At 64.5% G+C, this 25,609-nt stretch carries 24 protein-coding genes and 3 pseudogenes; 10 read left to right on the top strand and 17 right to left on the bottom strand.

The features are described 5' to 3' along the window. Positions 1-7 precede the first annotated feature (7 nt). From C265_RS16055 to C265_RS16040, 4 genes are read right to left on the bottom strand one after another with little or no spacing between them, the layout of a single operon-like run. Positions 8-1,153, bottom strand: coding sequence for an alpha-hydroxy acid oxidase (locus C265_RS16055; protein ID WP_010811864.1), 1,146 nt, complete (start codon positions 1,151-1,153; stop codon positions 8-10). After that, a complete protein-coding gene (locus C265_RS16050) occupies positions 1,150-2,079 on the bottom strand; it encodes an NAD(P)-dependent oxidoreductase (RefSeq protein ID WP_037024421.1) in 930 nt (309 codons plus the stop codon). Before C265_RS16050 ends, C265_RS16055 begins: the two co-directional genes overlap by 4 nt. Before the next feature lies 1 nt (position 2,080). Continuing rightward, positions 2,081-3,274 (bottom strand): fumarylacetoacetate hydrolase family protein, encoded by a 1,194-nt coding sequence (locus C265_RS16045; protein ID WP_037024419.1) that lies wholly within the window; start codon positions 3,272-3,274, stop codon positions 2,081-2,083. Between the two features lie 2 nt (positions 3,275-3,276). Beyond that, on the bottom strand, positions 3,277-4,251 hold the full coding sequence (locus C265_RS16040; protein WP_010811861.1) for a tripartite tricarboxylate transporter substrate binding protein: 975 nt from the start codon (positions 4,249-4,251) through the stop codon (positions 3,277-3,279). Positions 4,252-4,522: 271 nt separating this feature from the next. Here C265_RS16040 and C265_RS16035 point away from each other — a divergent pair, with 271 nt between their 5' ends. The 3 genes from C265_RS16035 to C265_RS16025 are packed head-to-tail and all read left to right on the top strand — an operon-like array spanning position 4,523 to position 7,536. Further along, on the top strand, positions 4,523-5,305 hold the full coding sequence (locus C265_RS16035) for an enoyl-CoA hydratase-related protein (RefSeq protein ID WP_010811860.1): 783 nt from the start codon (positions 4,523-4,525) through the stop codon (positions 5,303-5,305). A gap of 33 nt (positions 5,306-5,338) precedes the next feature. Continuing rightward, positions 5,339-6,559: a CaiB/BaiF CoA-transferase family protein gene (locus tag C265_RS16030; protein WP_037024417.1), complete on the top strand. Its 1,221-nt coding sequence runs from the start codon at positions 5,339-5,341 to the stop codon at positions 6,557-6,559. A 41-nt stretch (positions 6,560-6,600) separates the two neighbouring features. Beyond that, positions 6,601-7,536, top strand: coding sequence for an amidohydrolase (locus tag C265_RS16025; protein WP_010811858.1), 936 nt, complete (start codon positions 6,601-6,603; stop codon positions 7,534-7,536). Positions 7,537-7,550: 14 nt separating this feature from the next. Here C265_RS16025 and C265_RS16020 read toward each other — a convergent pair whose 3' ends face one another. The 7 genes from C265_RS16020 to C265_RS15990 all read right to left on the bottom strand — a co-directional run bounded on the left by C265_RS16020 (position 7,551) and on the right by C265_RS15990 (position 14,820). Beyond that, positions 7,551-8,462, bottom strand: coding sequence for a transcriptional regulator GcvA (locus C265_RS16020; protein WP_037024416.1), 912 nt, complete (start codon positions 8,460-8,462; stop codon positions 7,551-7,553). A gap of 126 nt (positions 8,463-8,588) precedes the next feature. Beyond that, positions 8,589-10,175: an aldehyde dehydrogenase (NADP(+)) gene (locus C265_RS16015; RefSeq protein ID WP_010811856.1), complete on the bottom strand. Its 1,587-nt coding sequence runs from the start codon at positions 10,173-10,175 to the stop codon at positions 8,589-8,591. A gap of 61 nt (positions 10,176-10,236) precedes the next feature. Beyond that, positions 10,237-11,262 (bottom strand): TRAP transporter substrate-binding protein, encoded by a 1,026-nt coding sequence (locus C265_RS16010; protein ID WP_010811855.1) that lies wholly within the window; start codon positions 11,260-11,262, stop codon positions 10,237-10,239. A 45-nt stretch (positions 11,263-11,307) separates the two neighbouring features. Then, positions 11,308-12,588, bottom strand: coding sequence for a TRAP transporter large permease subunit (locus tag C265_RS16005; RefSeq protein WP_010811854.1), 1,281 nt, complete (start codon positions 12,586-12,588; stop codon positions 11,308-11,310). A gap of 46 nt (positions 12,589-12,634) precedes the next feature. Continuing rightward, positions 12,635-13,180, bottom strand: coding sequence for a TRAP transporter small permease (locus C265_RS16000; RefSeq protein WP_037024415.1), 546 nt, complete (start codon positions 13,178-13,180; stop codon positions 12,635-12,637). 103 nt (positions 13,181-13,283) lie between these two features. Next, a complete protein-coding gene (locus C265_RS15995; RefSeq protein ID WP_010811852.1) occupies positions 13,284-13,598 on the bottom strand; it encodes an NIPSNAP family protein in 315 nt (104 codons plus the stop codon). A 34-nt stretch (positions 13,599-13,632) separates the two neighbouring features. After that, the gene (locus tag C265_RS15990) at positions 13,633-14,820 is read right to left on the bottom strand and encodes an iron-containing alcohol dehydrogenase (protein WP_246840213.1); all 1,188 of its coding nucleotides are present in this window, start codon (positions 14,818-14,820) and stop codon (positions 13,633-13,635) included. Positions 14,821-14,928: 108 nt separating this feature from the next. On the opposite strand from C265_RS15990, the pseudogene C265_RS15985 reads away from it, so the two are divergent. Both C265_RS15985 and C265_RS15980 read left to right on the top strand, forming a co-directional pair. Continuing rightward, positions 14,929-15,163 (top strand): annotated as a pseudogene (locus tag C265_RS15985) (LysR family transcriptional regulator); the annotation flags it as partial. Between the two features lie 297 nt (positions 15,164-15,460). Further along, positions 15,461-15,637 carry a hypothetical protein gene (locus C265_RS15980; protein WP_246840212.1) on the top strand — a complete coding sequence of 59 codons (177 nt, stop codon included), beginning with the start codon at positions 15,461-15,463 and terminating at the stop codon, positions 15,635-15,637. A 187-nt stretch (positions 15,638-15,824) separates the two neighbouring features. Here C265_RS15980 and C265_RS31455 read toward each other — a convergent pair. Further along, positions 15,825-16,118, bottom strand: a pseudogene (locus tag C265_RS31455) (IS3 family transposase); the annotation flags it as partial. Positions 16,119-16,175: 57 nt separating this feature from the next. Further along, on the bottom strand, positions 16,176-17,132 hold the full coding sequence (locus C265_RS15975) for a LysR family transcriptional regulator (RefSeq protein ID WP_010811848.1): 957 nt from the start codon (positions 17,130-17,132) through the stop codon (positions 16,176-16,178). Between the two features lie 178 nt (positions 17,133-17,310). Here C265_RS15975 and C265_RS15970 point away from each other — a divergent pair, with 178 nt between their 5' ends. The 5 genes and pseudogenes from C265_RS15970 to C265_RS15950 all read left to right on the top strand — a co-directional run bounded on the left by C265_RS15970 (position 17,311) and on the right by C265_RS15950 (position 21,762). After that, the gene (locus C265_RS15970; protein WP_010811847.1) at positions 17,311-18,450 is read left to right on the top strand and encodes an iron-containing alcohol dehydrogenase; all 1,140 of its coding nucleotides are present in this window, start codon (positions 17,311-17,313) and stop codon (positions 18,448-18,450) included. A gap of 112 nt (positions 18,451-18,562) precedes the next feature. After that, entirely contained in the window at positions 18,563-19,351 is a 789-nt protein-coding gene (locus C265_RS15965; protein WP_010811846.1) for an SDR family oxidoreductase, read from the top strand. Positions 19,352-19,446: 95 nt separating this feature from the next. Beyond that, positions 19,447-19,641: a hypothetical protein gene (locus C265_RS15960; protein WP_143010746.1), complete on the top strand. Its 195-nt coding sequence runs from the start codon at positions 19,447-19,449 to the stop codon at positions 19,639-19,641. Further along, positions 19,641-20,598, top strand: a pseudogene (locus C265_RS15955) (fumarylacetoacetate hydrolase family protein); the annotation flags it as partial. The gene C265_RS15960 and the pseudogene C265_RS15955, both read left to right, overlap by 1 nt. Positions 20,599-20,802: 204 nt before the next feature. Continuing rightward, the gene (locus tag C265_RS15950; protein ID WP_010811844.1) at positions 20,803-21,762 is read left to right on the top strand and encodes a tripartite tricarboxylate transporter substrate binding protein; all 960 of its coding nucleotides are present in this window, start codon (positions 20,803-20,805) and stop codon (positions 21,760-21,762) included. A gap of 423 nt (positions 21,763-22,185) precedes the next feature. Here C265_RS15950 and C265_RS15945 read toward each other — a convergent pair whose 3' ends face one another. The 4 genes from C265_RS15945 to dkgB form a co-directional block, all read right to left on the bottom strand. Further along, positions 22,186-22,527, bottom strand: a complete 342-nt coding sequence (locus C265_RS15945) for an adenylate cyclase (RefSeq protein WP_010811843.1) — start codon at positions 22,525-22,527, stop codon at positions 22,186-22,188. Beyond that, complete coding sequence (locus C265_RS15940; RefSeq protein ID WP_010811842.1) at positions 22,524-23,465, bottom strand: cyclase family protein; 942 nt, start codon at positions 23,463-23,465, stop codon at positions 22,524-22,526. The genes C265_RS15945 and C265_RS15940 overlap by 4 nt, the downstream gene beginning before the upstream one ends. 20 nt (positions 23,466-23,485) lie before the next feature. Further along, a complete protein-coding gene (locus C265_RS15935; RefSeq protein ID WP_010811841.1) occupies positions 23,486-24,601 on the bottom strand; it encodes an alkene reductase in 1,116 nt (371 codons plus the stop codon). 92 nt (positions 24,602-24,693) lie between these two features. Beyond that, entirely contained in the window at positions 24,694-25,500 is an 807-nt protein-coding gene (gene dkgB, locus C265_RS15930) for a 2,5-didehydrogluconate reductase DkgB (protein ID WP_010811840.1), read from the bottom strand. Positions 25,501-25,609: the final 109 nt, after the last annotated feature.

Below are 25,609 nucleotides of genomic sequence, written 5' to 3'. Positions count from 1 at the left end.
TTCGTTCTCAAGAGAAAAGCAGAATGGATGCGTCCACATTCCTGATGTCCGTTTTTCCGCAAAACGCCATCGTCAGGTCTAGCTCCTTACGGATGATTTCCAGCGTCCGGGCCACGCCCTGCTCGCCCATGGCGCCCAGGCCGTAGAGCATGGCCCGCCCGATGTAGACGCCCTTGGCGCCCAGGGCAATGGCCTTGAGCACGTCCTGGCCCGAGCGCACGCCGCCGTCCATATGGACCTCGATGTGTTGGCCAACCGCCTCGGCGATGGCCGGCAGTGCGCGGATGGAGGACGGCGCGCCATCGAGCTGCCGCCCGCCGTGGTTGGAGACGATCACGGCATCGGCGCCGCTGGCCACGGCCAGACGCGCATCCTCCACGTCCTGTATGCCCTTGAGGATCAGCTTGCCCTTCCACAGGCGGCGGATCCAGGCAATGTCGTCCCAGCTCAGCGCGGGGTCGTACTGCTGCGAACTCCATTCGGCCAGCGAAGTCATGCTGTCCACCCCATCGACGTGGCCAATGATGTTGCCGAAGCTGTGCCGGCGGGTGCCCAGCATGCCCAGGCACCAGCGCGGCTTGCCGGCCATGTTCAGCAGATTGAGCAGGCTGAGCTTGGGTGGCGCGGAAAGCCCGTTCTTCAGGTCCTTGTGGCGCTGGCCGCTGATCTGCAGGTCCAGCGTCACCACCAATGCCGAACAGCCTGCGGCCTCGGCCCGCTCCATCAGCCGCTGCACGAACTTACGGTCGCGCATCACATACAGCTGGAACCAGAAGGGATGGCCGTCCGTACCCTCGGCCACATCCTCGATGGAGCAGATGCTGACCGTGGACAGCGTGAACGGCACGCCAAAGGCCTTGGCCGCGCGGGCGGCTAGGATCTCACCGTCCGCATGCTGCATGCCGGTAAGGCCCGTGGGCGCGATGGCCACCGGCATCGCCACGTCATGCCCCACCATGGTCGAACGCACCGAGCGTTGTGACAGATCGAGCGCCACGCGCTGGCGCAGCAGGATGCTCTGGAAGTCCGCGGAATTGGCCCGGTAAGTGCTCTCGGTCCAGGAGCCCACGTCCACATAGTCGTAGAACATGCGCGGCACGCGCTTTTGCGCCAGCACGCGCAGGTCTTCTACGCAGGTGATGGTCTGCTTCATGCGCCCTCTCCCTCGTTGCCGCCCTGGCGATCCTGATTTCTGGCCTGCCCCATTTCGTACAGGCGGATGATGGAGGCCGAATCGGCGATCGCGGCGCCGCCCTCCACATAGCGTGCGAAGAGCCGCGCAGCCTCCTGCACCATGGGCAGATCGCAATCGGCATCGCGCGCAAAGGCCTGCACCGCGTCCATGTCCTTGGACAGCTGGCGCGCATAGCCAATGGGTGGATCAAAGCGGCGCTCATGGATGCGCGGATAGACCTTCTGCAGCAGCACGCTGTCCGCAAACCCGCCTTTCAGGCAAGCCGGCAACCGCGCCGCGTCGATGCCGGAAGCCTCGGCCAGCAAGGCGGCCTCGCTCATGAGCACAAAGCCCACGCCGACGATGGCCTGGTTGATGATCTTTGCCGTCTGGCCGGCACCTGCCGGGCCCATCAGCGACACCTGGCTGCCCAACGCTTCCAGCACCGGGCGCGCCCGCTCGAAATCCTCCGCACTGCCGCCCGCCATGATGGTGAGCTGGCCGTCGCGTGCCGCTTGCGGCCCGCCAGACACCGGTGCATCCATCCAGTTCATACCCGCATGCTGGCGCGCATACGCTGCCAGGTCCCGCGTGGTGCGGGGCGAGATGGTCGAAAAATCGATGATCAGCTTGCCCGCTCCCCCTTCAGCCTGCGCAATGCCCTGCGGCCCCCGGGTGCAGAAGTCGACCGCCGCATCATCGAGCACGCACATCAGCACCACATCGCACTGCCGGGCCACCTGAGCCGGCGATGCCAGCGCCGTAGCGCCCGCAGCCGCCACCGCGGCCAGCCGCTCGGGCTCGCGGTTCGAGACAAAGACCGGATAGCCGAGATCGCGCAGGCGCAGCGTCATGGCCTCGCCCATCAGGCCTATGCCGACAAAACCAATATTAGGAAAACTCATGTCAGATCAACTTTCTCGCGGCCAGATTGCGCATCAGCGCGCCGATACCGAAGGTCCAGGCCGGCAACTGGTCGCTGAGCCCGACGGGGTTGAACAGCCCGCCCAGCCTGGCGCTGTAGATGCAGACTTGGTCGTTCATATGGTGGGTAAAACCGGCCCCCGGCGCGCCGCGATCCTCAGTCGGGGCAAACATGGTTCCGCAGAGCAGGAAGATGCCGTCGGGGTACTGGTGGTGCCGGCCCATCGCATGCCGGACCAGGCCCTCGGGCGAGCGGCTGATGTATTGCATAGAACTGCTGCCGTTCAGCACAAAACCGTCCGTGCCGGAGACTGTCAGCTGCACCTCGGCGCAGGCTATGTCCTCAAGCGTGAAATGCTGGTCCAGCAGGCGCACAAAGGGACCGATGGCGCAGGAGGCATTGTTGTCCTTGGCCTTGCCGAGCAGCAATGCGCTGCGCCCCTCGAAGTCGCGCAGGTTCACGTCGTTGCCCAGGGTCGCGCCCACGATTTTGCCGCGCGAGTTCACGGCCAGCACGATCTCCGGCTCCGGGTTGTTCCAGTGCGATGCCGGATGCAGGCCGACCGCCGTGCAATGCCCTACCGACGACAGCGGCGCCGCCTTGGTGAACACCTCGGCATCGGGCCCTATGCCTACCTCGAGGTACTGCGACCACAGCCCCTGGGCGGACAGCACCTCCTTGAGCTTGCGCGCCTCATCAGAGCCCGGCTTGATGGCCGACAGGTCTTCTCCCACGATGGCCGTCATCGAGGCCCGTATGGCATGCGCCTTCTCGGGCTCGCCCCTGGCCTGCTCCTCGATCACCCGCTCCAGCATGCTGGCCGCGAAGGTCACGCCAGCCGCCTTCACGACCTGCAGATCGCAGGGCGCCAGCAGATGCGGATGCCGCGGATCGCCGCCGTGGCACAGGCTGCTGGCCAGCCAGTCCTCCACCGGCCCCAGGTCCTCGCCTCCTGCATTCAGGACCAGCTGCAGCCGGTCGTCGCGCTCCAGCAGGTCGGACATCGTCGCCACCTGCCTGCTCAGATCGACGAGCCGCCCGCCGCGCACCGCCACGACACACGGGCCTTCCAGGCGGCCCTCTGCGCCTTGCGGGCGCCACACCCGGCCCACCAGGGCCGCTGCGGCCCGGTCCTCGGGAAGAGAGCAATCGATTACAAATTTTTCCGTATTCATCTTCAGACCGTCACCTTTGCATCACGAATCACCTGCGTCCATTTCTTCTTTTCGCTGGCAATGAAAGCGTTGAATTGGGCGGCGGATCCGCCGCCATCCTCGGCACCGAACGACACCAGCTTTTCTGCTACCGCAGGGACCAGCAGTGCCTCGTTCACATCCTTGTTCATGGCTTGCACCAGGGCATCCGGCAAGCCGCGCGGGCCGGCAAGGCCATACCAGACCTTGGCGTCAAAACCCGGGAACCCGCTCTCCGCCACCGTGGGAACGTCCGGCTGTGCCTTGGCGTGTGCCAGCCCCGTCTGGGCAATCGCCACCACCTTGCCGCTCTTCACATGGGGAGCGGCCGAAGTCATGGTTTCAAAGCTGTAGTCGATCTGGCCGCCCATCAGGTCCGAAATCATGGGCGCGGAGCCGCGATACGGGGTGTGCAGCGCCTTCACTCCGGCGCGCAGTTGGAACATCTCCAGCGCCAGATGCTGGATGGAGCCAGGCCCCGACGACCCGAAGCTCACCGTGCCCGGGTTTTCCTTGCAGCGCTGAATGATCTCGGCAATCGTCTGCGCGAGCTGCTCCTTTCGGCAGATGAGCAGGCAGGGCGTAGTGCCCACAAGCACAATGGGTGTGAAATCGCGTTCCGCGACATAGCCGATCTTTGGATAGAGGCTGGGGGCAATGGTGTGATTGCTGAAATTGGTCATCAGCAGGGTAGCGCCGTCCGGCGGCTGCTTCGCAACGTACTCCGCAGCGATGACGCCCGCAGCGCCCGCCTTGTTTTCGACGATAACGGTACGGTTCCAGCGCAGGCTCAGCTGCTGCGAAAGCACACGGCTCATGACGTCGGTTCCGCCGCCCGGCGGAAATCCCACAATGATCCGGATCGGGGTCTTGGGCAACAGCGCTTCGGTCTCGCTTGCCAGCGAAATCCCGTGCAGGGCGGCCAGCCCTGTGGCGGCCAGAAATTGACGTCGTTGCATGTGCTGCCTCCTTGATTTCCTTGTCCAGGGCCTGCTTTTCCGGGCCAGTCCGTAGGGGTTGGCAGGCTTGTTTGGCAGAAAGTTTAGAAGTCGCGATCACGCGCAACAACGTGGATTAACTCAAGCGATCGACGAGATTTTCTCATGCACTGCAGGCTGAATTTTTCTTGTGCAGACGCCCAGTTTTTCTCGGTTGAGAGCCAGCAGCGCCTTTCCTACACTTCTTTCCATGCGTGACCCCATCGCCCCATTCGACAAAGGCATTTGAACCATGGAAGACGCCATCCTCCTCTCCCGCGACGAACAGCAGATCGTCACCCTCACGCTGAACAACCCACACAAGATGAACGCCATGAACCTGGAGATGTGGCAGCGCCTGGGCGACCTGATGCAGGAACTGGAGGCCGATGACTCGGTCCGCTGCATCGTGGTGCGGGGCTCGGGGGAGCGGGCCTTCTCGGCGGGTGCCGACATCGAGGAGTTTCCCCGCACCCGGCTGAACAAGGCCCAGGCCATGGCCTATGGGAAGGTGACGAACCGGGCCATGAAAGCGGTATCCGAGAGCCGGCATCCAACGCTGGCCGTCATCCAGGGTGCCTGTGTCGGCGGCGGGCTGGAACTGGCCGCGGTCTGCGACATGCGCATCTGCGGCGAGTCCAGCCGTTTCGGCGCCCCGATCAACCGCCTGGGCCTGGTGATGTCCTACGGCGAGCTGGGCGCCCTCGTCGCGCTCGCCGGCCGCGCCGTGGCGCTGGAGATCGTTCTCGAAGGCCGCGTGTTCGACGCGGCGGAAGCCATGCAGAAAGGACTGATCAACCGTGTGGTGCCCGATGCAGCCGTGCTGGAAGAGGGCTATGCCGCGGCCCGCCGCATCGCTGCCGGCGCACCGCTGGTGGCGCGCTGGCACAAGGGCTTCGTCCACCGGCTGGCCCAGCCCGGATCGCTGACCGACGCCGAGCAGGAAGTCGCCTACGAGTGCTTCGAGACCGAGGATTTCCAAATCGGCTTCCAGGCCTTTCTGGCCAAGCAGCGCCCCAGCTTCGTCGGCCGCTGAACCCGTCTTCCCCATCTCTTCCTTCCGACTGCAATGACTCTTCCACTTTCCCGCATCCGCGTCCTTGACGTCAGCCAGATCATGGCCGGCCCCTATTGCTGCATGCTGCTGGGCGACATGGGCGCCGACGTGATCAAGGTCGAAACGCCCGGCGTGGGCGACCAGACCCGCCGCGCCATGGGCTTCAAGCTCAAGGGCGAGGACAGCGGTGGCTTCATCGCGCTGAACCGCAACAAGCGCAGCGTCGAGATTGACCTGAAGAACCCGCAGGGACTCGAGGCCTTCTACGAGCTGGTGCGCAGCGCCGACGTGCTCGTGGAGAACAACCGCCCCGGCGTGGCCGCGCGGCTGAAGATCGACTACCCCACGCTGCAGGCCATCAACCCGCGCCTGGTCTATGCCAGCATCTCGGGCTTTGGCCAGACCGGGCCCTGGGCCATGCGCCCCGGCCTGGACCTGATCGCCCAGGCCAGCTGTGGCCCCATGAGCGTGATGGGCGAACCCGGCGGTGCGCCCATGAAGTCCAGCGTGCCCTTTGCCGACCTGGGCGCCGCCCTGTTTGCCGCCTATGCCATCCTGAGTGCCGTGATCGGCCGCGAGCAGACGGGCCAGGGCCAGTACATCGATGCCTCGCTGTTCGAGACCGCGCTGGGGCTGTCGATCTGGGAAAGCGCCGAATTCTGGGGCACCGGCCGCGTGCCGACGCCGCTGGGCAGCGCCAACCGCATGAGCGCGCCCTACCAGGCCGTCAAGGCCGCGGACCGCCACTTCGTCATCGGCGCCGCCAACCCCAAGCTGTGGGCGGCCCTGTGCAAGGTGATCGAGCGCCAGGACCTGCTCGCCGACCCGCGCTTCACCGACAACGTGGAACGGATCAAGAACCGGGCCGTGCTCATCCCGCTGCTGGAGGCCGAGTTTGCGCGCTGGCCCGCATCCGAATGGGTGGATCTGCTGCTCGCCGCGGGCGTGCCAGCAGCGCCGATCCACAACTACGAAGAAGCCCTGGCCTGCGAGCAGTCCGTGGCCCGCGACATGGTGATGGAGATGGACCACCCCGTCGAAGGCAAGGTCAAGGTGCTGGGCTTTCCGGTCAAGCTGCGGGGCACACCGCAGCAGATCCGCCGCGCGGCGCCCCTGCTCGGCGCGCACACGCGAGAGGTCTTTGCCGAACTCGGCTTGTCGTCCGAGCGCATTGAACAATTGCACAATGCGGGCGCGTTCGGCGCTCAGGGCAAGGTCGCCGTGGCCGCATAAGCGGTACATTCCTGCAGCCCTTCTGCGCGCCCTCATCGACCATGACTTCTGCAAACGCCGGGATTCCGGCCTTCATCGACGCCCACCACCACTTCTGGGACCTCGGCCGCAACCCTTACCCCTGGCTGCAGGGCGAAACCGTCCATGACTTCCGGTACGGCAGCTACGAGGCGCTGCAGCGCAACTACCTGTCCGACGACTTCGCGGCCGACACCCGGGGCTGCGCGCCGGTGGCCACGGTCCATATCGAAGCGGAGTGGGATCGCGGCACGCCGGTGGACGAAACCCAATGGCTGGCCACGCTGGCGCAGCGCTACCAGCGGCCCTCGGTGGTGGTGGCGCACGCGGATCTGGGCGCCGCTGATGCCAGGCAGGTGCTGGCGGCGCAGGCCGCCTTTGACATGGTCCGCGGCATCCGCCACAAGCCCGTGGTGGCGGCGCGGATCGGCGACTTCTGCCGCGGCGAACCGGGCTCTATGGACGACATGCGCTGGCGCGACGGATATGCGCTGCTGCAGCAGTTCGGCCTGTCCTTCGACCTCCAGGCGCCGTGGTGGCACCTGGAGCAGGCCCTGGAGCTGGCGCGCGATTTTCCGGCCACCACGCTGGTACTCAACCACACCGGCCTGCCCTCGGACCGCAGCACGCAAGGACTGGCCGGCTGGAGGAGGGCATTGGAAACCCTTGCCCAGGCCCCCAATGCCGCCTTGAAGATTTCGGGACTGGGCCAGCGCAACATCCCCTGGTCCGCAGAGGCCAACCTCCCGGTGATCCGCGACGCCATTGCCATCTTCGGCGCAGACCGCTGCATGTTCGCCAGCAACTTCCCGGTCGACAGCCTGGTCACCAGCTACCCGGCCATCGTCGCGGCTTTTGCCGAGGCCATTGCGCCTCTGGCGCCCGCCCAGCAGCAGGCGCTGTGGGCCGGCAATGCGGCGCGCATCTACCGGATCGGGCAGGTCGCTGGCGGCAGGTAAGGCCCCGAAACCTATCACGGTCCCCGGGCCAGCTCCTCGCGCATCCAGCCGACAAAGGCCGCGATGCGCGGATCGCCCAGCCGATCCTGCGGAAACACCAGGTAGTACGCGAACTCGACAGGCAGGCCGTATTCCGGGAACAGGCGCATCAGCCTGCCCGAAGCCAGGTCCTGCTGCACCCAGCTTTTCTTCACCAGCGCCACGCCCTGCCCGTCGATCGCGGCATCGATCACCAGGTGGCTGGGCCAGAAGGACGGCCCGCGGGTGGTGTCCAGGTCATGCACCCCCATGTGCGTCAGCCAGGTGGCCCAGTTCGGGTTGCTGACGTCGTCATAGGTGCTGTCGTCATGCAGCAGCACATGGTGCCTCAGGTCTGCAAACCCCTCGATGGGGTGCGGCCCCTGCTGCAGCACCGGGCTGCACACGGCAAAGACCTCGACGGGCAGCACCATCTCGGAATGCAGGCCGGCATAGACGCCGCGGCCGTAGCGGATCTCCATGTCCACGTCGTCGCGGGAGAAGTCCGCCATGTGCTTGGAGGTGGAAACCTTCAGGTCCAGGTCCGGATGGGCCTGGTCGAAGCCGCGCAGGCGCGGTATCAGCCACTTGACGGCGAATGTCGGCGGCAGATTGATCTTGAGCAGCGAAGCGCTCTTCTCGCGGTGCAGCTGGTAGGTCGCGACCTCCAGCTGGCGGAAGGCTTCCTGCACCCCAGGCAGATACGCCTTGCCCGCCGGCGTGAGCGTGAGCGTCTTGGAGTCGCGGATGAACAGCGCGATGCCCAGGTTCTCCTCCAGCGACTTGACCTGGTGGCTCACCGCCGAAGGCGTCACGAACAGCTCTTCGGCCGCCTTGGTAAAGCTCATCTGCCGCGCCGATACTTCGAAGGCGCGGAGCGGGTTCAGGGGGGGGATTTTTCTGGGCATACGAAATGCGCCGTCGGCGCGGGATTGCAAAAGTCGCCATGGACAACCAAGTGCGACTTTAACCGGCTCCGGTGCCCGGCCGGCCACAGCAGCCATGGCCGCTGCGCGGTCGGGCATGCCCCGGCGTCAGGCCTGCGCCATCACCCCGTTGGTCAGCCGCCAGGTGCCCAGCGGATTGGCGCTTTGCAGCGCCGCGGGCAGCAGCGCATCGGGGATGTCCTGGTAGCACACCGGCCGCAGGAAGCGGTCTATCGCACTGGCGCCCACCGAGGTGTACATGGCGTTGGAAGTGGCCGGGAACGGGCCGCCGTGCACCATCGCATGGCAGACCTCGACACCGGTCGGAAAGCCATTGGCCAGGATGCGGCCGCATTTGCGCTCCAGCACCGGCAGCAGTTGGCGCGCGGCCTCGTGGTCGCCCTCGTCCAGCAGCAGGGTCGCGGTAAGCTGGCCCTCGAGCAGATCGGCCACCTGCCGCATCTCGTCAATATCACGTGCCTTCACAACCACCGACGCGGGACCGAACATCTCGGCCTGCAGCGCCGGGTTGCGCAGCAGGTTTTGGGCGTCCGTCACATAGAGTGCAGCCTGGGCGGCGTTGGGCTGGCCGGCGGCATCCGCGCCGCAGGCCACGCGCTCGACCCCTTCCACGGCCTCCACCTGGGCCCTGCCTTCCCGGTAGGCCGCGTAAATGCCCGGCGTCAGCATGGTCTGCGCGGCCTTGACGCCCAGCGCCTTGCCGGCCGCAGCCACGAAGCGCTGCAGGTCGGGGCCGTCGACGGCCAGCACCAGGCCAGGGTTGGTGCAGAACTGCCCGGCGCCCATGGTCAGCGAATCGGCAAAGCCCTGGGCCAGTGCCTCGGCCCGTACGGCCAGCGCCTCGGGCAGCAGGAACACCGGGTTGATGCTGCTCATCTCGGCATAGACGGGAATCGGCTCGTGGCGGTTGTTGGCAATGCGCAGCAGGGCCAAGCCGCCCTGGCGCGAGCCGGTGAAGCCCACGGCCTTGATACCGGGATGGGCGACCAGCGCCTCGCCGATCTCGCGGCCGGCGCCGATCAGCAGCGAGAACACGCCTTCGGGCATGCCCTGGCTCTGCGCCGCCTTCTGCACGGCCCGGCCGACGAGCTCCGAGGTGCCCAGGTGGGCGCTGTGCGCCTTCACGACCACGGGTGCACCCGCGGCAAGCGCCGAGGCGGTGTCGCCGCCGGCCACCGAGAAGGCCAACGGGAAGTTGCTGGCGCCGAACACGGCCACCGGCCCAAGTGGGACCTTGGCCAGCCGCAGATCGGCGCGCGGCAGCGGCTGGCGCTCGGGCTGGGCCGTGTCTATGGTGGCACGCAGGAAATGCCCGTCGCGCACGACCTGGGCGAACAGCCGCAGCTGCCCCACGGTACGCCCACGCTCGCCGGTCAGGCGTGCCAGCGGCAGGCCGCTTTCGGCATGGGCGCGCTCGATAAGCGCATCGCCCAGCGCCATGATTTCGTCGGCAATGGCTTCGAGGAACGCGGCGCGGCGCTCCAGCGGCAGGCTGTGATAGCTGTCGAAAGCGCGGGTGGCTAGGCCCACGGCCCGATCCACGTCGTCGCGGGTGCCGAAGCCGAACTGGGGCTCGGCAATCTCAGCATTGGTTGCGGGGTTGAAGGCGCGCTGGCTTCCGGCCTGGCCGCGCACGGCGGCATGTCCGAACAGCATTGCTCCGGTGGGTTGCATGGGAAAAAGTCCGTTGTCGGTATGAAGGGCTGGAAACAGGGAAGGAGGCGGGGCAAAGGGCTTACCTCGCGCCCCTGACCTTGGCGATCTCGGCCTGCAGTTCGCTCACGACGGTGTCGCCGATCTGTGCAGAGTGCTTGGCGATGATGGGCTTGGTCCGCTCTGCCATGCGGGCGCGCTCGGCATCCGAGAAGTCATTCACCTGCAAGCCGCGCTTCTTCAGCTCCGCCAGCGCCTTGTTGTCGTTCTCGCGGTTCAGGCGGCGCTCGAACAGCTTGGCCTCCTCGGCCGCGGCGCTGATCAGCTTCTTCTCGTCCGCGCTCATCTTGTCCCAGGTCTTCTTGCTGATCAGCAGGATGAAGGGGTTGTATACGTGGCGCGTCAGGCTGATGTATTTCTGGACATCATCGAACTTCGATGCCTCGATCAGCGCATTGGGGTTCTCCTGGGCATCCACGGCGCGGGTCTCCAGCGCCGAGTAGATCTCGGAAAACGCCAGCGGCACTGCATTGGCATTGAAGTTGTTGAAGACATCCAGCAGCACCGAGCTTTGCATGGTGCGGATCTTCAGGCCGCCCAGGTCCTCCCACTTGACGATCGGGCGCTTGCTGTTGGTCACGTTCCGGTAGCCGTTTTCCCAGTAGCCGAGCGACACCAGGCCTTTCTCGGGCAGCTTGGCCTCCAGCTTCTTGCCGAACGAGCCATCGAGCACCGCATCGGCCTCTTCCGGCTTGTTGAAGAGGAATGGGAAGTCGTAGACACCAAAATCCTTGACGATCCCGCCCAGGGTGGTGGTGGCGCCCAGGAAGAAATCCAGCGTGCCGCCCTGCAGTGCCGATTGCGCCTGCAGGTCGTTGCCCAGCTGCGCATTGGGATAGACGCGCACCTTGATCTTTCCACCGCTGCTCTTGTTGACGATTTCGCCGAATTTCTTGAGGCCGATCACCACGGGGTGGTCCGGGGGAACGCTGGCTGCCGCCTTGAGGGTGCGGTCCGAAACCTGGGCCTGGGCGTTGGACGCCAGCACGGCCGTGAACAGGGTGCAGGCGGCGAGGATCTTCGCCGTGACGGAAAACGAATACTGCATGACTATCTCCTTGAATACCAAAACGATTGCGGGCAGCCGAAGGCATCAGCCGTAGAACCAGCGGGCGGGCCCCGTCACCAATACCGGAAAGAAAACCATCAGGAACATCACGATGAGCTGCGCGCTCATGAATGGCAGGACACCACGGGTCACCTGGTCCATCTTCATCTTCCCGACGCCTGCCACCACGTTCAGAACCGTGCCCACCGGCGGCGTGATCAGGCCGATGGAGTTATTGATGATGAAAAGCACGCCGAAATAGATGGGATCGATGCCTGCCGCCTTCACCACCGGCATCAGTACCGGGGTCAGGATCAGGATCGTTGGCGTCATGTCCATGGCAGTGCCCACCACCATGACCAGCACCATGATGGCGATCAGCAGCAAGGTCTTGTTGCCCATGAACGGCTCCAGCAGCGCGATCACCTGGTCGGGGATTTCGGCCACCGTGATCAGCCACGCGCTCACCATGGCGGCGGCAACCAGGAGCATGATGACGGCCGTGGTCTTGGCCGAACTCAGGAACGCCGCGCACAGCTGGCGCCAGCTCATCTCCTTGTAGACCAGCATGGACACCGCCAGCGCATACACCGCTGCCACCACCGCGGCTTCGGTCGGCGTGAACACACCCATCTTCAGGCCGACGATCACGATCAACGGCAGAAAGAGCGCCCAGGTCGACTCCCGGAGCGCCGCCAGGCGCTCTTCCCAACTGGCCTTAGGCGGCGTGGTGATGGCTTCCTTCTTGGCCACAAACCACCAGGCGATGGCAATGCTCAGGCCCATCAGCAGCCCGGGAACAATGCCCGCCATGAACAGCTTGCTGATGGAGAGGTTCGCCGCCACCCCGAAGATCACGAAGCCGATGGACGGGGGAATCACCGGCGCGATGATGCCCGCCGAGGCGACCAGTCCGCCGGCACGCGCCGGGTCGTGGCCGGCGCGCTTCATCATCGGCAGCAACAGCGCGGCCAGCGCTGCCGTATCCGCCACCGCCGAGCCGGAAAGCGCGGCCAGCATGCAGGCGGCGACGATGGCCACGAAGCCCAGGCCGCCGCGCTTGTGGCCGACCAGGGTCAAGGCGAGATGCACGATGCGACGCGACAGACCGCCCACATTCATGATTTCGCCGGCCAGCATGAAGAATGGAACCGCCAGCAGGGGGAAGCTGTCCGCCCCGTTGATGACGTTCTGGGCAAGGATCTGTGCATCGAACAGATCCAGGTGCCACATCAGTGCGACACCCGAAGCCAAAAGCGCATAGGCGATCGGCAGCCCTATGGCCATGGCAGCCAGCAGCGAGCCAAGAAAGATAAATACAGTCATTGCGGGACCTCTTGAATCGATGGCAATGGATGGTTATGGGGGCGCCTTAACGCGCCTGCTTGGCCTCATCGAGCCTGGCTTCGTACTGGGTCAGCTCTTCGCTTTCCTGGCTCAGCGAGAAGGCACTCCGGTCACCCTTCAGCGACTGCCACAGCTGCACCGCCAGTATCCCCATGCTGGCCAAGCCGAATACAAAGCCGGATCCATAGAAAATCGCCATCGATGCGCCCGAGACCGGCGCCTGGACATCCAGGTTGATCTGCATCTGCGCCCAGCTGCCGGACAGAAGCAGCCAGCTGATATACAGCATGAGCAGCCGGGCCAGCACGGCGCAGATACGCTGCCCCACCAAAGGAAGCCGCGAGGTCAGCACATCGGTTCCGAGGTGTGCGTTTTCGCGCAGCGCAATGATGGCGCCCAGGAAGGTCATCCACAAAAATAGCCAGCGCGATATTTCCTCGCTGATGGTGATGCCGGAATTGAAGGCATATCGCAACACGACATTTCCGAAAACCAGCACCACCATGACGGCCAGGCAAACACCGATCACGATTCCCAGCAAGCGATTCAATCCATCCGTCAGAACTCGCATGACCTGTCTCCTTTTTTATGATGGCCTGGTATTTCCCAGGTTTTTTCACGCTTCACCAGGCCAATGCCAGGGCATTGCATTGGCCGGATGGCGTCCATTTCCATTACTTGATCGGAGAGAAATCCGCCGGGCGCATCAGAACCGATTCCTGCCTGAGCAGCATCGGGAATGCAACGGGGATGAACTCCTCCAGCCAGGCCTTGTCGCGGTACAGGGCGGTGCGACGCTCGGTGCGGTCATCCAGGCTTTCATAGGCCCAGATGTGGATGATCTGGTTCAGCTCGCCGATCTCCGAATACCACCAGCCCACCAGCTTGGCGTATTTGGAGATAACTGGCAGGCCGACCTCCTCAAAATGCTTCAGATATTCTTTGACCGTGCCGACTTTCAAGGTATAGGTGCGCATTTCGTAGTACATGGGATTCTCCTTGTCGAGGCGACATAAACTAAATTCAGAAGGTGCCGTGGTAGGCGTTTTCGATGATCTGCTTCACATCGTGCGCCCGGGTGATGCGGGGATTCACCAACACATTGCCGCTGCGCATGGAGTCATCGATCATTTTCGGCAGTGCATCCAGATTCACGCCGAGATCCTTGGTATTGCTGGGAATACCGAGGCTGGCATTGAGATCGATGACGGCCTTGACCAGCGTGCGGGCGGCTTCAGTGGCCGTCAGGCCCGAGACGTCCTGGCCCATGGCGATCGCGATATCGCGGAATTTCTCGGGGCAGGCATCGATATTGAAGTGAATGACGTACGGCAGCAGCGCCGCATTCGCAATGCCGTGGGGGATATTGAAAACCCCGCCGAAGGTGTGCGAGATCGCATGCACATTGCCCAGCTTGGATTGGGCAAAAGCCATTCCGGCCAGCAGGGAGCCCACCAGCATGTTCTCGCGAGCCTCGATATCGGAGCCCACGATATAGGCCTTGTAGAGGCTTTGCGCGATCAGCTTGATGGCATGCAGCGCCATGCTCTGGCTGATGGGATTGGCCTGCTTGGAGACATAGGACTCAATGGCGTGCGTCAGCGCATCCATGCCGGTGGCCGCCGTGATTTCCGGGGGCAGCTTCACGGTGAGATCAGCATCCAGGATGGCCAGCTTGGGCAGCAGCAGCGAGCTGACGATCACCGTCTTGAAGCGGGTCTGCGTATTGGTGAATACGGTCGAGGCGGTGCATTCGCTGCCCGTGCCCGCCGTCGTCGGAATGGCGAACAGCGGCAGCGGCGTCGCCCCGATCTTTTCGTAGCCTTCGTAATCCAGGATGCCGCCCGGATTGGTGGCCATGGCCGCCACGCCCTTGGCGGTGTCGATGGAGCTTCCCCCGCCCAGCCCCAGGACCGCATCGCATCCGGTCTGCTTGATGAAGTCGACGGCGGCATCCAAGACGTCCGTCGTGGGGTTGGGCTCCACATCGCTGAATATCTCGTAGCCGATTTCCGCAGCCTTCAGCGATTGCACCACCACGTCGACCACGGGGGTGGCTTTCAGGCCGGGATCGGTGACGATCAGCAGCTTCTGGATCCCATACGGCTTCAGCAACTTGCCGGTTTCCTTGGCCAGGCCGCTTCCGCATTGGATGCGCGTCGGAATATAGAAATTAAAGGTGCTCATTTGCCATTCCCTGTTGCTGTGCATTCGAGATGGCGAAGTCTAAGGAGGCAGCCGGTTTCGGTACACTGACAGCTTTCCATAGCGATATAACTTTCCCTCATGGCAACCGCAGTACCCAGCCTGAATTCCATGATGTCGCGCCTACATGCCAAGCAGCTGCGGCTGCTCATCGCCATCGAGGAAAGCGGCTCCCTGCTTGGCGCTGCGGACAAGGTTGGGCTCACCCAGCCCGGTGCGAGCAAGGCCTTGCGCGAGCTGGAGCAGACCTTGCACGTGGAGCTGCTCGAGCGGACAAATCGAGGGTTATTACCTACCGGGGCGGGCCAGTGCGCTGCGCTTTGCGCGCCTGATCCAGGCCGACATCAATAGTCGGACCTGAAAAATTCAGTCTGAGAGCTCAGCGTGGCTGAAGGGTGGATGAACCCCATCAATTGACTGCTGCGTGCGGACCAGGTCGATTGACTGATTGACTGCATCCCTGGCGGATCGAGCCATGCCCGTGAGCAGAGTCAAGACGAAAAAAACCCGTGGACGCCCAGGCGGGCAATGGCCCGGAGCAACCAACGGAGATTGAAGCCTGCGGCTCCTGAGATGCCGCGAAGAAGCAGTTCAACCCGCGCACCTTCCGCAACGTGGAGATGGCCAGCATCGTCGGCAGCCTCGCGTGGAAAGAAGGCAAGCCGTCGATCCATGCGCAGGGCGTGGCCGGCGACAGCGCCTGTCGATGGAGGTCGGCACCGGATTGCTGGAAGTGACGGTGACGGCCTACCCGCAGCAACTGGAATGCGGCATCGACCCGAAGATCGGCGCAAACGTGCTGGGGCTACGCGATAGCCACTGACCGGCACTTCGCGCACGCGGACCCAGAACTCAATCACGGCGCTGCCCGGACCGGCAATTCGAGCCGGGCGTTCAGTAAAAGTCTCGATCGCAGGATTGGCTGAACCGCCCCGGCTTTCGTGGAGGCCCCTTGGCTTGAGTCAGGCCGACATGGCCTGCTGCTCAAGTTGGCAATAGTAGTTGGCCTCCTACTCGGCCGGGGGCACGTATCCCAGAGGTGCCATCAACCGATGATTGTTGAACCAGGACACAGCGTTGCCAGCTCCACAGACTCCTTGGGCTTCCAAGGTGCGCGGCGATGGATCAACTCCCCTTGTATAGCCCGTTGATCGTCTCGGCCAGGGCGTTGTCGTAGGAGTCGCCCTTGCTGCCCACCGAGGGCTCGATGCCGCCTCAGCCAAATGTTCAGTGTAGCGAATGCTGACATACTGCGAGCCGCGGTCCGAATCCTCACGCCCAGGCTGCCTGGAGTACAGGGCCTGCAATCGACGCCTACGCTGCCCACAGCGCTACACCTTGTGCTCAGAATCGGCGATTGATCAGAGCGTCCGTGGGCAAAGGATCGGCTGCGCCCCCCGTTTGCCAATCAGTTCATCGATCAGCAGTTTCGAACCGGGCGAGATCGGCGCCCCTTTGCGAGTGACCAGCTCATAAGGTTCGCTGCGCGACGCAAGGGTGAGCGGAAGGATGCATGTCATCTTGTGATGGGCGAAGAACTGTGCCACGTCGATCGACACGAGTGCAACGAACGACGGATTGCCCTGCAATAGCGTCAGCGTAGCAAAGGCGGACGTGGTTTCGAGCAGGTGCGGCGGAAACCGGATTTCGGAGTCGCGGAACTCGCGCTCGAGCAGAAGCCGCATCGGCATGTTCGCGCGGTACACCACCCATCGATACTCCGCCAGGTCCTGGAGCGTCAGCGTCTTCGCGTGCCTGAGTGGATGACGGACGTTCGCAATGACGGCGAGCGTCTCATCCTGGAGCTTTACGCTGTCGTAGAGCTGCGGCAGCTGACTGATCGTCGTACGGCAGATCGCAAGGTCGAGCCTGCCTGCATCGATCTGGCTCAGCAGGGTTGCGCTCGTGTCCTCGACGATCTCGACGGACATTTCCGTATGCCGCTCGACCAGCGTGGAAATGGCGTCGGTGAGCAGCGGCACCGCGCCCATGATGACCCCCACCGTCACCCGCCCGCCATGCCCGCGCAGGATCCCGACGATCTCCTCGCGCAGATGGGCGACATCCGTGTGAATCAGGCGCGCATAGCGAATCACGCAATGGCCGACTTCGTTGGGTTCCAGTCCCCGATTGGTGCGATTGAACAGCGGCGTGCCAAACGTCGTTTCGATTTCCTGCAATGCCTTGCTTGCGCCTGGCTGCGTCAGCGCGACCTGTTGGGCGGCTTTCAAGAGCGAGCCGTGATCGCCGAGGGCAATCAGGAGCCGCAACTGCTTCAGATGGAGCCGGGAGATGATCGAATTGAGCGAGGGCGTCATTTGGGTTGCGAATAAGTTATACCAGTATCAGATCTTCTCAATTGCTGCGCGGACGAAGGCCTCCCTATACTCGCACGAAACAAGGGAATTTTCCGGCGCACATGGGTTGCGCGGCTTCGTGTGCCGATGCATCGGCACTGCGGTATTTGCACGCACTATATAACTAAAGCTCATTGCCATGTCTCTCATCAACTACATCACCCAGATCCAGTTCGATTTCGGCGCCATTCACCTGCTCAAGGAAGAATGTGAGCGAGTCGGTATGCGTCGTCCGCTGGTCGTGACGGATAAGGGCGTCAGGGCGGCGGGCATCATCGACATCGTTCTCGGGGCGCTTGCGAACGCCGAGCCCGTTCCGATCTATGACGGCACACCGCCGAATCCGAATGAGGCCGCCGTGCGCGAGGCCGTGGCGGCATACAAGGAGAGCGATTGCGACGGCATCGTCGCCGTGGGCGGCGGCTCGGCCATCGATCTCGCGAAAGGCGTTGCTGTCTGCGCGACGCACGAAGGTCCGCTGCAGAGCTTTGCCGTGATTGAAGGCGGCGCGGCTCGCATCACGTCAAGGACGGCACCCGTCGTCGCGGTGCCGACGACAGCCGGCACCGGCAGCGAAGTGGGCCGGGGCGCGGTCCTGATTCTGGACGATGGCCGCAAAGTCGGCGTGATCTCGCCGTTTGTCGTGCCCAAGGTGGCGATCTGCGATCCGACGCTGACGCTGGGCCTGCCGCCGATAATGACGGCGGCGACCGGCATGGACGCCATCGCGCACTGCATCGAGACCTTCCTGTCGCCCGCATTCAATCCACCGGCGGATGGTATCGCGCTCGACGGGTTGTGGCGCGCATGGCGTCACATCGAGCGCGTGATGCATCAGCCCGACGACCGTGCGGGCCGCCTGAACATGATGAGCGCGTCGATGCAGGGCGCGCTGGCGTTCCAGAAGGGGCTTGGGTGCGTGCACAGCCTGAGCCATTCGCTCGGCGGGATGAATCCGCGCCTGCATCATGGCACGCTGAATGCGATTTTTCTGCCAGCGGTGATCGACTTCAACAAGGATGCCCCGTCAGTGCGCGACGAGGACAAGCTCAACCGCATGGCGAAGGCGATGGACCTCGGTAGCGGTGCCGGCGTGGCGCCGTCAGTACGGGCAATGACCGAGCGGCTCGGCTTGCCGACGGGACTCGCTCAATTGGGCGTCACGCGGGAAATGTTCCCGGACATCATCAGGGGGGCCCTCAAGGACCATAGCCACAAGACCAATCCGCGCGTGGCTTCCGAAAGCGATTACAGCGCAATGCTCGAGGCATCCATGTAAGACGCCGCGCGCGATACAGATACAGGAAGGGCCGCGACGGCTAATTAACTTTTCCGGCCCGGCGGCGGCTTGCCGCCGGGCCGGCCATCGTTGGAATCGAGGAGCAAGGCAGATGGATCTGAATATCAAGGGCCGCTGGGCGCTGGTCTGCGCGGCAAGCAAGGGACTTGGCAAGGGATGCGCGCAAGCGCTCGTTGCCGAGGGCGTGAACGTCGTCATCACGGCGCGCGGCAGCGAGGCCCTCGGAGCGACCGCTCAGGCGTTGCGGCAGCTCAATCCGGCTGTCACGGTGACGGCCGTGGCCGGCGACATCACGACAAGCGCGGGCCGCGCTGCGGCGCTCGCGGCCGCGCCGCGATTCGACATACTCGTCAATAACGCGGGCGGCCCGCCGCCGGGAGACTTCCGCGACTGGTCGCGCGAAGACTGGATTGCCGCGCTCGACGCCAACATGCTGACGGCGATCGAACTGATCAAGGCGACCGTCGACGGTATGGCCGAACGCGGCTTCGGGCGCGTCGTCAACATCACGTCCGGGGCCGTGAAGGCGCCGATCGACGTGCTGGGGCTGTCGAACGGTGCGCGCTCGGGCCTGACCGGTTTCATCGCTGGAATCGCCCGGCAGAAGCGCATCGCGGAACGCAACGTGACAATCAACAATCTGCTGCCCGGGCTGTTCGACACCGACCGCCTGCGCCAATCGACGGATGCCGCGGCGAAGGCGCAAGGCAAGAGCTACGACGCGGCGCTGGAGGCAAAGCGGCAACTCATTCCGGCCGGGCGTTTCGGATCGCCCGAAGAGTTCGGCGCGTTCTGCGCTCTCCTATGCAGTGCGCACGCCGGCTATTTCACGGGCCAGAACGTCCTGCTTGACGGCGGTGCCTATCCTGGCACCTTCTGATTCGCTCCGTCAGCTGCTGCGACGAACGGGGTGAGGCTTCAACAGGTTGTTGGTTGATGCACCTCCAAAACTGCGTCATTTGCAGCGCAATTCACGTGAACCAAATCTCCGCCAGAAGCCCGCAGAAGTCCTGGGAGTCGAAGTTCGTGATCCTCACCTTCGACCTCGCGATCAGCATCATGTGGGGCGAGCCGCGCCCTCTAGCCAAGTTCACCCCGATCTACAGGAGGTACTACGGCATGACCGACATGAAGAAGCTTGCGGACGCAGCCCGCCCCATTGCGCCGTGATGAAGTCCGTTCCCCTTTCTCTACGAGCCCGGCGCTTCTTGCCGGATGACGGCTATGCCGGCACGCTGGTGGCGCGCGTCTGGCGCCCCGCTGTCCAGGGGCCGTCCGTGGTGACCCTGCGCGAAGAAGGCGTCTTCGACGTCAGTGCCGAATTCCCCACCATGGCCACGAGGATGGAGCAGCCCGAGCCGGCGCACAGCGTGCAACAGGCCCCAGGCCAGCGAATCGGCAGCCTGGAGGATATCCTGGCCAACAGCGACGAGTCGCAGCGCGACGCCGGCAAGCCGTTCTTCCTGGCGCCCTGCGACCTGCAGGTGATTAAGGCGGCGGGCGTCACCTTCGCCACCAGCCTGATCGAGCGGCTGATCGAAGAGCAGGCCGATGGCGCCCCGGCTAAGGCCGAGGAAGTGCACGCCCGCGTGGTCGCCCAGATCGGCACCGACCTGGCCGCGCTCAAGCCGGGCAGCGAGCAGGCCATGCGGCTGAAAACACTTCTGGAGGAACAGGGCCTGTGGTCCCAGTACCTGGAGGTGGGCATCGGCCCCGATGCCGAGATGTTCTCCAAGGCGCCGGTGCTCTCGTCGGTGGGCACCGGCGCCGACATCGGCATCCGCAGCGACTCCTCTTGGAACAACCCGGAGCCCGAAGTGGTGCTGGCATCGACAGTCGCGGCCGCATCGTGGGCGCCACGCTGGGCAACGACGTCAACCTGCGCGACCTGGAAGGCCGCAGCGCCCTGCTGCTGTCCACGGCCAAGGACAACAACGCCTCCTGCGCCATCGGCCCCTTCATGCGCCTGTTCGACGCCAGCTTTGGCGCCTGGCTGACGTGCGCCAGGAGAGGATCGACCTGCGCGTGGACGGACCCGAGGGCTTTGTGCTGGAAGGCGTGAACTCCATGGCGTTCATCAGCCGCGAGCCGCAGGATATCGTCGACCAGGCAATCGCCGCGCACCAATAGGCGGCGCCCTGGACCTTCGGCCTGCGCGCCCTGATCGCCAATCTGGCACGGTGCGGGCTGCTGGCGACAGGCAAGCTCTGATGGACGCGTCCACCTCCGGCCGGACGCCGTGGAGGGTGGATGCCCGCGCCACAGTGCCGGCCGGCGCGATCCTGTTTGCACCGAATCACATTAAATAAATCAACCAAAGGAGATAAGACAATGATCCATTGCTTCCAACGCCGCCTTCTCGGACTGTTCTGCGCCGCGGCGCTGCCCGTGGCGGCCTTTGCACAGGCCGCCTACCCGACCAAGCCGGTCGAACTGGTCGTGCCCTACTCGGCCGGCGGCGGCACCGACGTGCTGGGCCGCGCCTTCGCACTGGCCGCGAGCAAGCATTTTGCGCAGCCGCTGATCGTAATGAACAAGCCGGGCGCCTCCGGCGCGATCGGCTGGGCCGATGTCCTGACCAGCAAAGAACCCGGTTATAAGATGGCGCTGCTGGCGACCGACCTCATGACCCAGCCGAACATGGGGTTCACGAAGATCACCTACCAGGATTTCACGCCGATCGCGCGCCTGAACTACGACCCGGCGGCAATCACGGTGCGCGCCGATGCGCCCTGGAAGACAGTGGAGGAGTTCATCGCGGCCGCCAAGAAGAGCGACTTCCGCATCGGCAACTCCGGCAACGGCTCAACCTGGCACCTGGCTGCGGCGGCGATCGAGAACAAGACCGGCGTGCGCTTCAACCACATCCCCTTCGCCGGTGCGAGCCCTGCCGCACTGGCGCTGTTGGGCGGCCACATCGAGGCCATCACCGTCAGCGCCGCCGAAGTCTACAACTATGTCGCTGGCGGCAAGCTGCGCGTGCTGGGCGTGATGTCGGACCAGCGCATCAAGGGCTTCGAGAGCGTGCCCACGCTGAAGGAGCGCGGCCTGGACATCCAGATCGGCACCTGGCGCGGCTTGGGGGTGCCCAAGGGCACGCCGCCGGCGATCGTGTCCGCCTTGCGCACGATGACTGCGCAGGCCGTGCAGGAGCCCAGCCTGCGCGAAGCGCTGGACAAGCAGAACATGGGCTATGCGTACGCCGATGGCGACGCGTTCGGCGCGGTAATGGCCCACGACCATGCGTTCTACAAGGAGCTGGTCCAAAAGCTGAAGCTGAAGAGTCTATAAATGGTGTATCCCGCTCCCGCCACGGTGTTGGTCGATGGCGACCGGTGGGCCGCAGCAGGCATGCCCTGCAATTGCTCGCACCCTACCTGGTCCAGAGACGTACCGGCCATTTCGTTGGTAATCAGGTAGCCGACCTGAATGCGGCGGGCGCGACCACTCCAAAGCGGGAAAGGGCCGGGCGGCACCCTGCCCCGGCCCTTTCCCGCTATGCCCTGCCGAACCCCAATGCTTTCTCGCGCAATGCCTGCCGGAACGCAGCGGGAATTTCCGCCCTGGCAAGCGCCAGATTCCCGGCGATGCACTCCGGCCGGCTGGCGCCCGGGATGACCGCGGCCACGCCCGGATGCGCCAGCGAGGACTACAGGGCGGCGTTTCGCAGGTACGGAAATACGCATGTTTTTTTTCCTCTTCGCCCGAGCCATTTCAGGCATCGGTGCCACTCAGCGCCGTCAACGGTCCCTGCATCCGGTAGAAGGTCATGTCGGCGGCAGTGAAGAACGCCATGGACCGGCCGTTGACGAAATCGTCGATATGCACCACGGTCGCACCGTTGGCCTCCTGCCATGAGATGGCATACACACCCTCCGAGACCTGCTGCCACTGGCAGCGCGCCTCGCCAGTGGCCCCGGCGTAGGGGCCGGCGACGATGGCGTAGCGAATCGACTCGCCATCTTCGGAATAGATGTTGTGTGCAGACAGGCCGTCGTAGTCGACGCGGAAGCTGCGGCCGGCGAAGAGCGGCTTTTGGGGAGTGTTCGTGTTCATCGGATGGCCACCGGATTGATGTTGACTTGTGTGGAACCCACGTACAGCGGCTGACCGAGTACGAACAGGAACTCCCACGCCTTGTCGCGCACGAGTGCGCGGCTGTCGATCAGTTCCAGGTTGTAGATGCCGCGCCTGGCGAGCATGTACTGGTTGATCGGAAACTCTTCCTTGCTGTGCGGGTTCGGGTAGACCTCAGACGCCCAGGTGTCGCCGCCGAAGGCCACAATGCCCTGGTTGGCCAGCCACTGCGCGGCTTCCATGCCGATGCCCGGCTCTGCTTCCAGGAACTGCTGGTTGTACTTGCCGACCAGTTCCAGCCAGCCGGTGTTGAACAGCACCACGTCGCCCTTCCGGAGGGTGAGGCCTTCCCTCTTCAGCACTGCCTGGATGTCGGCGACGGTGAACTCGGTACCGCCCGGGACGATCGCCTTGCCATAGTGCGCGGTCATGTCGAGTACCACGCCGCGCGTGACGATCGGCGGCACCTTCTCGACCCCGAGTTTCTTCACGCCGTCGACGGTGACGAAATCCTCCGCCTTGTTCCCGTTGTAGTAGACATTGTCGATGCCAATGTGGCCGATGCCGTTGAGCTGCGTGCCGACACCCGTCCAGGCATTCACGAGTTCATCGTTGAAGGTGAACTTGTTGGGCCCCAGCGACTTTCCACCCTGCTGGCCCACCTGCACGTTGTAGAGCCGGAAGCTACGGTGGCGGAACGCGGGCAGCTCCTTGTGCACGGGCACGGCCAGCGGATATGTCTTGCCAGACTTCACCAGCGTGACGGCCTGCCTGACCACATCGGGGGTCAGCAGGTTCGCCGCGCCGATTTCGTCGTTCGGACCATAGGCGGACGGATACCAGTCCGCTGCGGAGGCAGCGTGCATGGCAAGCGGCAGCATGGCGGCCAGCGCAAGTTTCGCGAAAGTCGTCTTCATCATCGATCTCCGGGTCCCGTTCAGGCTGCGGCTTCGGCCAGCGTTGGGTAGTCGGTCAGGCCTTGCGCACCGCCACCGAAGAGCGTGCCGCGGTCATGCTGCGCGAGCGGCGCGCTAACGCGTAGGCGCTCGGGCAGGTCCGGGTTCGCGACAAACGGACGGCCAAAGGCGACCAGGTCGGCCCAGCCCGCCGAAATCGCTTCGCGCGCGCGTTCCGCGGTGTACTTGCCCGCATAGATCAGCACGCCGGGGAATGCTTCGCGCAGCTTGCGCTTGAATGCCGCCGGCATCAGCGGCGCATCGTCCCAGTCCGCTTCCGCGACGTGGAGGTAGCCGACGCCGAGTTCACCGAGCAGCCTGGCCGCGGCAAGGTACGTGGTTTCGGGATCGTCGTCGACGCAGCCGTTCAGCGTGGTCAGCGGCGCGAGACGGATGCCGACGCGCGACGCGTCGCCCGTGCCTGCGATCAGCGCCTGCGCGACTTCACCAAGGAAACGCAAGCGGTTTTCCAGCGACCCGCCGTATGCGTCCGTGCGCGTGTTGGCATTCGAGTCGATGAACTGGTTCACGAGGTAGCCGTTCGCGCCGTGCAGCTCGACGCCGTCAAAGCCCGCATCGATGGCGTTGCGCGCGCCGGCGCGGTACTGGTCCACGACTTCGCGGATCTCGTCGGCGGTCAGCGCGCGCGGCGCGGAGGCCTGGACGAAGCCGGGCGTGCTGCCGTCCTCGCCGGCGATGAACACGTTCACGCCCTGCGCCTGGATCGGCGACGACGACACGGGCTGTTGCCCGCCAAGCAGGCTCGCGTGGCTCAGCCGGCCCACGTGCCAGAGCTGCGCGAAGATGTGGCCGCCCACCGAGTGCACGGCATCGGTCACCTTGCGCCATCCGGCCACCTGCGCGGGCGTGTGGATGCCGGGAGTCCATGCATAGCCCTTGCCGAGCGGCGCGATGTAGGTGCCTTCGCTGACGATCAGGCCGGCGCCCGCGCGCTGCGCGTAGTACGCGGCCATCAGCTCGTTGGCCTCGTCGCCGGGCTGGCTGGCGCGCGAGCGCGTCATCGGTGGCATTACGACGCGGTTCGGCAGCGTCAGCCCGCCGAGTTGAAGCGATTGGAACAGCGGATCCTGGGTCATGGTGCGTGTCCTGTCGGATCCGCGGCCTGCTGGCCGCGGAGGGATCGATGAAAGACGGGTCGAAAAAGAGTCGAAAAAGGGTCGCTGCGCGTTCAGTCCCATTGCGGCGCGAGGCCGTCGGGGCTGACTTCGCGGCCGTTGCGCTCGAGCGCGGCGATCTGCGCCATGTCTTCGTCGCTCAGGCGTAGCGTCTGCGCGAGCAGGTTGCTGGCGAGGTTCTCGCGCTTGGTGGACGACGGGATCACCGACAAGCCGAGATGCAGCGCCCAGGCCAGCACGACCTGGGCCGGCGTCGCCTGGTGCCGCTGCGCGATCGCGCCGATCACCGGGTCACCGAGCACCTTGCCATACGCCAGCGTCATGTACGACGTGACGTGGATACCCTCGCGCTGCAGGAAGTCAACCAGCTTGCGGCCCTGCAGATAGGGGCTCAGCTCGATCTGGTTCGTCGCGATCGCGTCCTTGCCGACCGCGGCGATCGCCTGCTTTGTCAGTTCGATGTTGAAGTTCGAGATGCCGATCTGCTGCGTCAGGCCTTTCTCCTTCGCCTCGGCGAGCGCGGTCATGTAGGCCTCGAGCGGCACGCCGTTGCCGGGGGCCGGCCAGTGGATCAGGGTCAGGTCGACGTAGTCCGTGCGCAGCTTCGCCAGGCTTTCCTCGAGGCTGGGCACGAGCTTGTCCTTGGCGTAGTTGTCGACCCAGATCTTCGTCGTCAGGAAAAGGTCGTCGCGGTGCACGCCGGAAGCGGCGATCGCCTCGCCCACTTCCGCTTCGTTGCCGTAGATCTGGGCAGTGTCGATCGCCCGGTAGCCGAGTTCGAGGCCGTTGCGGACCGAGTCGATGACAACCTGGCCTTGCAGGCGGAACGTGCCGAGGCCGAAAGCGGGGATATTGCGCATGGTGTGCTCCTTGGAAGGGACCGGTTTGATCTGGAGGAGATTCTGCCGGCGGAAACTGATGAAATAAACGCCGTTACTGGACAAAAATATTTGATTTCAAATCAAGTAT

The sequence above is a fragment of the Cupriavidus sp. GA3-3 genome, assembly GCF_000389805.1.
In the GTDB taxonomy this organism is placed as follows: Bacteria; Pseudomonadota; Gammaproteobacteria; order Burkholderiales; family Burkholderiaceae; genus Cupriavidus; species Cupriavidus necator_D.
Note: the sequence above shows the minus strand (reverse complement) of the source record. Positions and strands in the feature narration are given on the sequence as shown.

Bases quoted from the DNA above. Each gene is read 5' to 3' on its own strand.
- C265_RS16055 (WP_010811864.1), bottom strand. From the start codon at position 1,153: ATGAAGCAGACCATCACCTGCGTAGAAGACCTGCGCGTGCTGGCGCAA.
- C265_RS16050 (WP_037024421.1), bottom strand. From the start codon at position 2,079: ATGAGTTTTCCTAATATTGGTTTTGTCGGCATAGGCCTGATGGGCGAG.
- C265_RS16045 (WP_037024419.1), bottom strand. From the start codon at position 3,274: ATGAATACGGAAAAATTTGTAATCGATTGCTCTCTTCCCGAGGACCGG.
- C265_RS16040 (WP_010811861.1), bottom strand. From the start codon at position 4,251: ATGCAACGACGTCAATTTCTGGCCGCCACAGGGCTGGCCGCCCTGCAC.
- C265_RS16035 (WP_010811860.1), top strand. From the start codon at position 4,523: ATGGAAGACGCCATCCTCCTCTCCCGCGACGAACAGCAGATCGTCACC.
- C265_RS16030 (WP_037024417.1), top strand. From the start codon at position 5,339: ATGACTCTTCCACTTTCCCGCATCCGCGTCCTTGACGTCAGCCAGATC.
- C265_RS16025 (WP_010811858.1), top strand. From the start codon at position 6,601: ATGACTTCTGCAAACGCCGGGATTCCGGCCTTCATCGACGCCCACCAC.
- C265_RS16020 (WP_037024416.1), bottom strand. From the start codon at position 8,462: ATGCCCAGAAAAATCCCCCCCCTGAACCCGCTCCGCGCCTTCGAAGTA.
- C265_RS16015 (WP_010811856.1), bottom strand. From the start codon at position 10,175: ATGCAACCCACCGGAGCAATGCTGTTCGGACATGCCGCCGTGCGCGGC.
- C265_RS16010 (WP_010811855.1), bottom strand. From the start codon at position 11,262: ATGCAGTATTCGTTTTCCGTCACGGCGAAGATCCTCGCCGCCTGCACC.
- C265_RS16005 (WP_010811854.1), bottom strand. From the start codon at position 12,588: ATGACTGTATTTATCTTTCTTGGCTCGCTGCTGGCTGCCATGGCCATA.
- C265_RS16000 (WP_037024415.1), bottom strand. From the start codon at position 13,180: ATGCGAGTTCTGACGGATGGATTGAATCGCTTGCTGGGAATCGTGATC.
- C265_RS15995 (WP_010811852.1), bottom strand. From the start codon at position 13,598: ATGTACTACGAAATGCGCACCTATACCTTGAAAGTCGGCACGGTCAAA.
- C265_RS15990 (WP_246840213.1), bottom strand. From the start codon at position 14,820: ATGCACAGCAACAGGGAATGGCAAATGAGCACCTTTAATTTCTATATT.
- C265_RS15975 (WP_010811848.1), bottom strand. From the start codon at position 17,132: ATGACGCCCTCGCTCAATTCGATCATCTCCCGGCTCCATCTGAAGCAG.
- C265_RS15970 (WP_010811847.1), top strand. From the start codon at position 17,311: ATGTCTCTCATCAACTACATCACCCAGATCCAGTTCGATTTCGGCGCC.
- C265_RS15965 (WP_010811846.1), top strand. From the start codon at position 18,563: ATGGATCTGAATATCAAGGGCCGCTGGGCGCTGGTCTGCGCGGCAAGC.
- C265_RS15950 (WP_010811844.1), top strand. From the start codon at position 20,803: ATGATCCATTGCTTCCAACGCCGCCTTCTCGGACTGTTCTGCGCCGCG.
- C265_RS15945 (WP_010811843.1), bottom strand. From the start codon at position 22,527: ATGAACACGAACACTCCCCAAAAGCCGCTCTTCGCCGGCCGCAGCTTC.
- C265_RS15940 (WP_010811842.1), bottom strand. From the start codon at position 23,465: ATGAAGACGACTTTCGCGAAACTTGCGCTGGCCGCCATGCTGCCGCTT.
- C265_RS15935 (WP_010811841.1), bottom strand. From the start codon at position 24,601: ATGACCCAGGATCCGCTGTTCCAATCGCTTCAACTCGGCGGGCTGACG.
- dkgB (WP_010811840.1), bottom strand. From the start codon at position 25,500: ATGCGCAATATCCCCGCTTTCGGCCTCGGCACGTTCCGCCTGCAAGGC.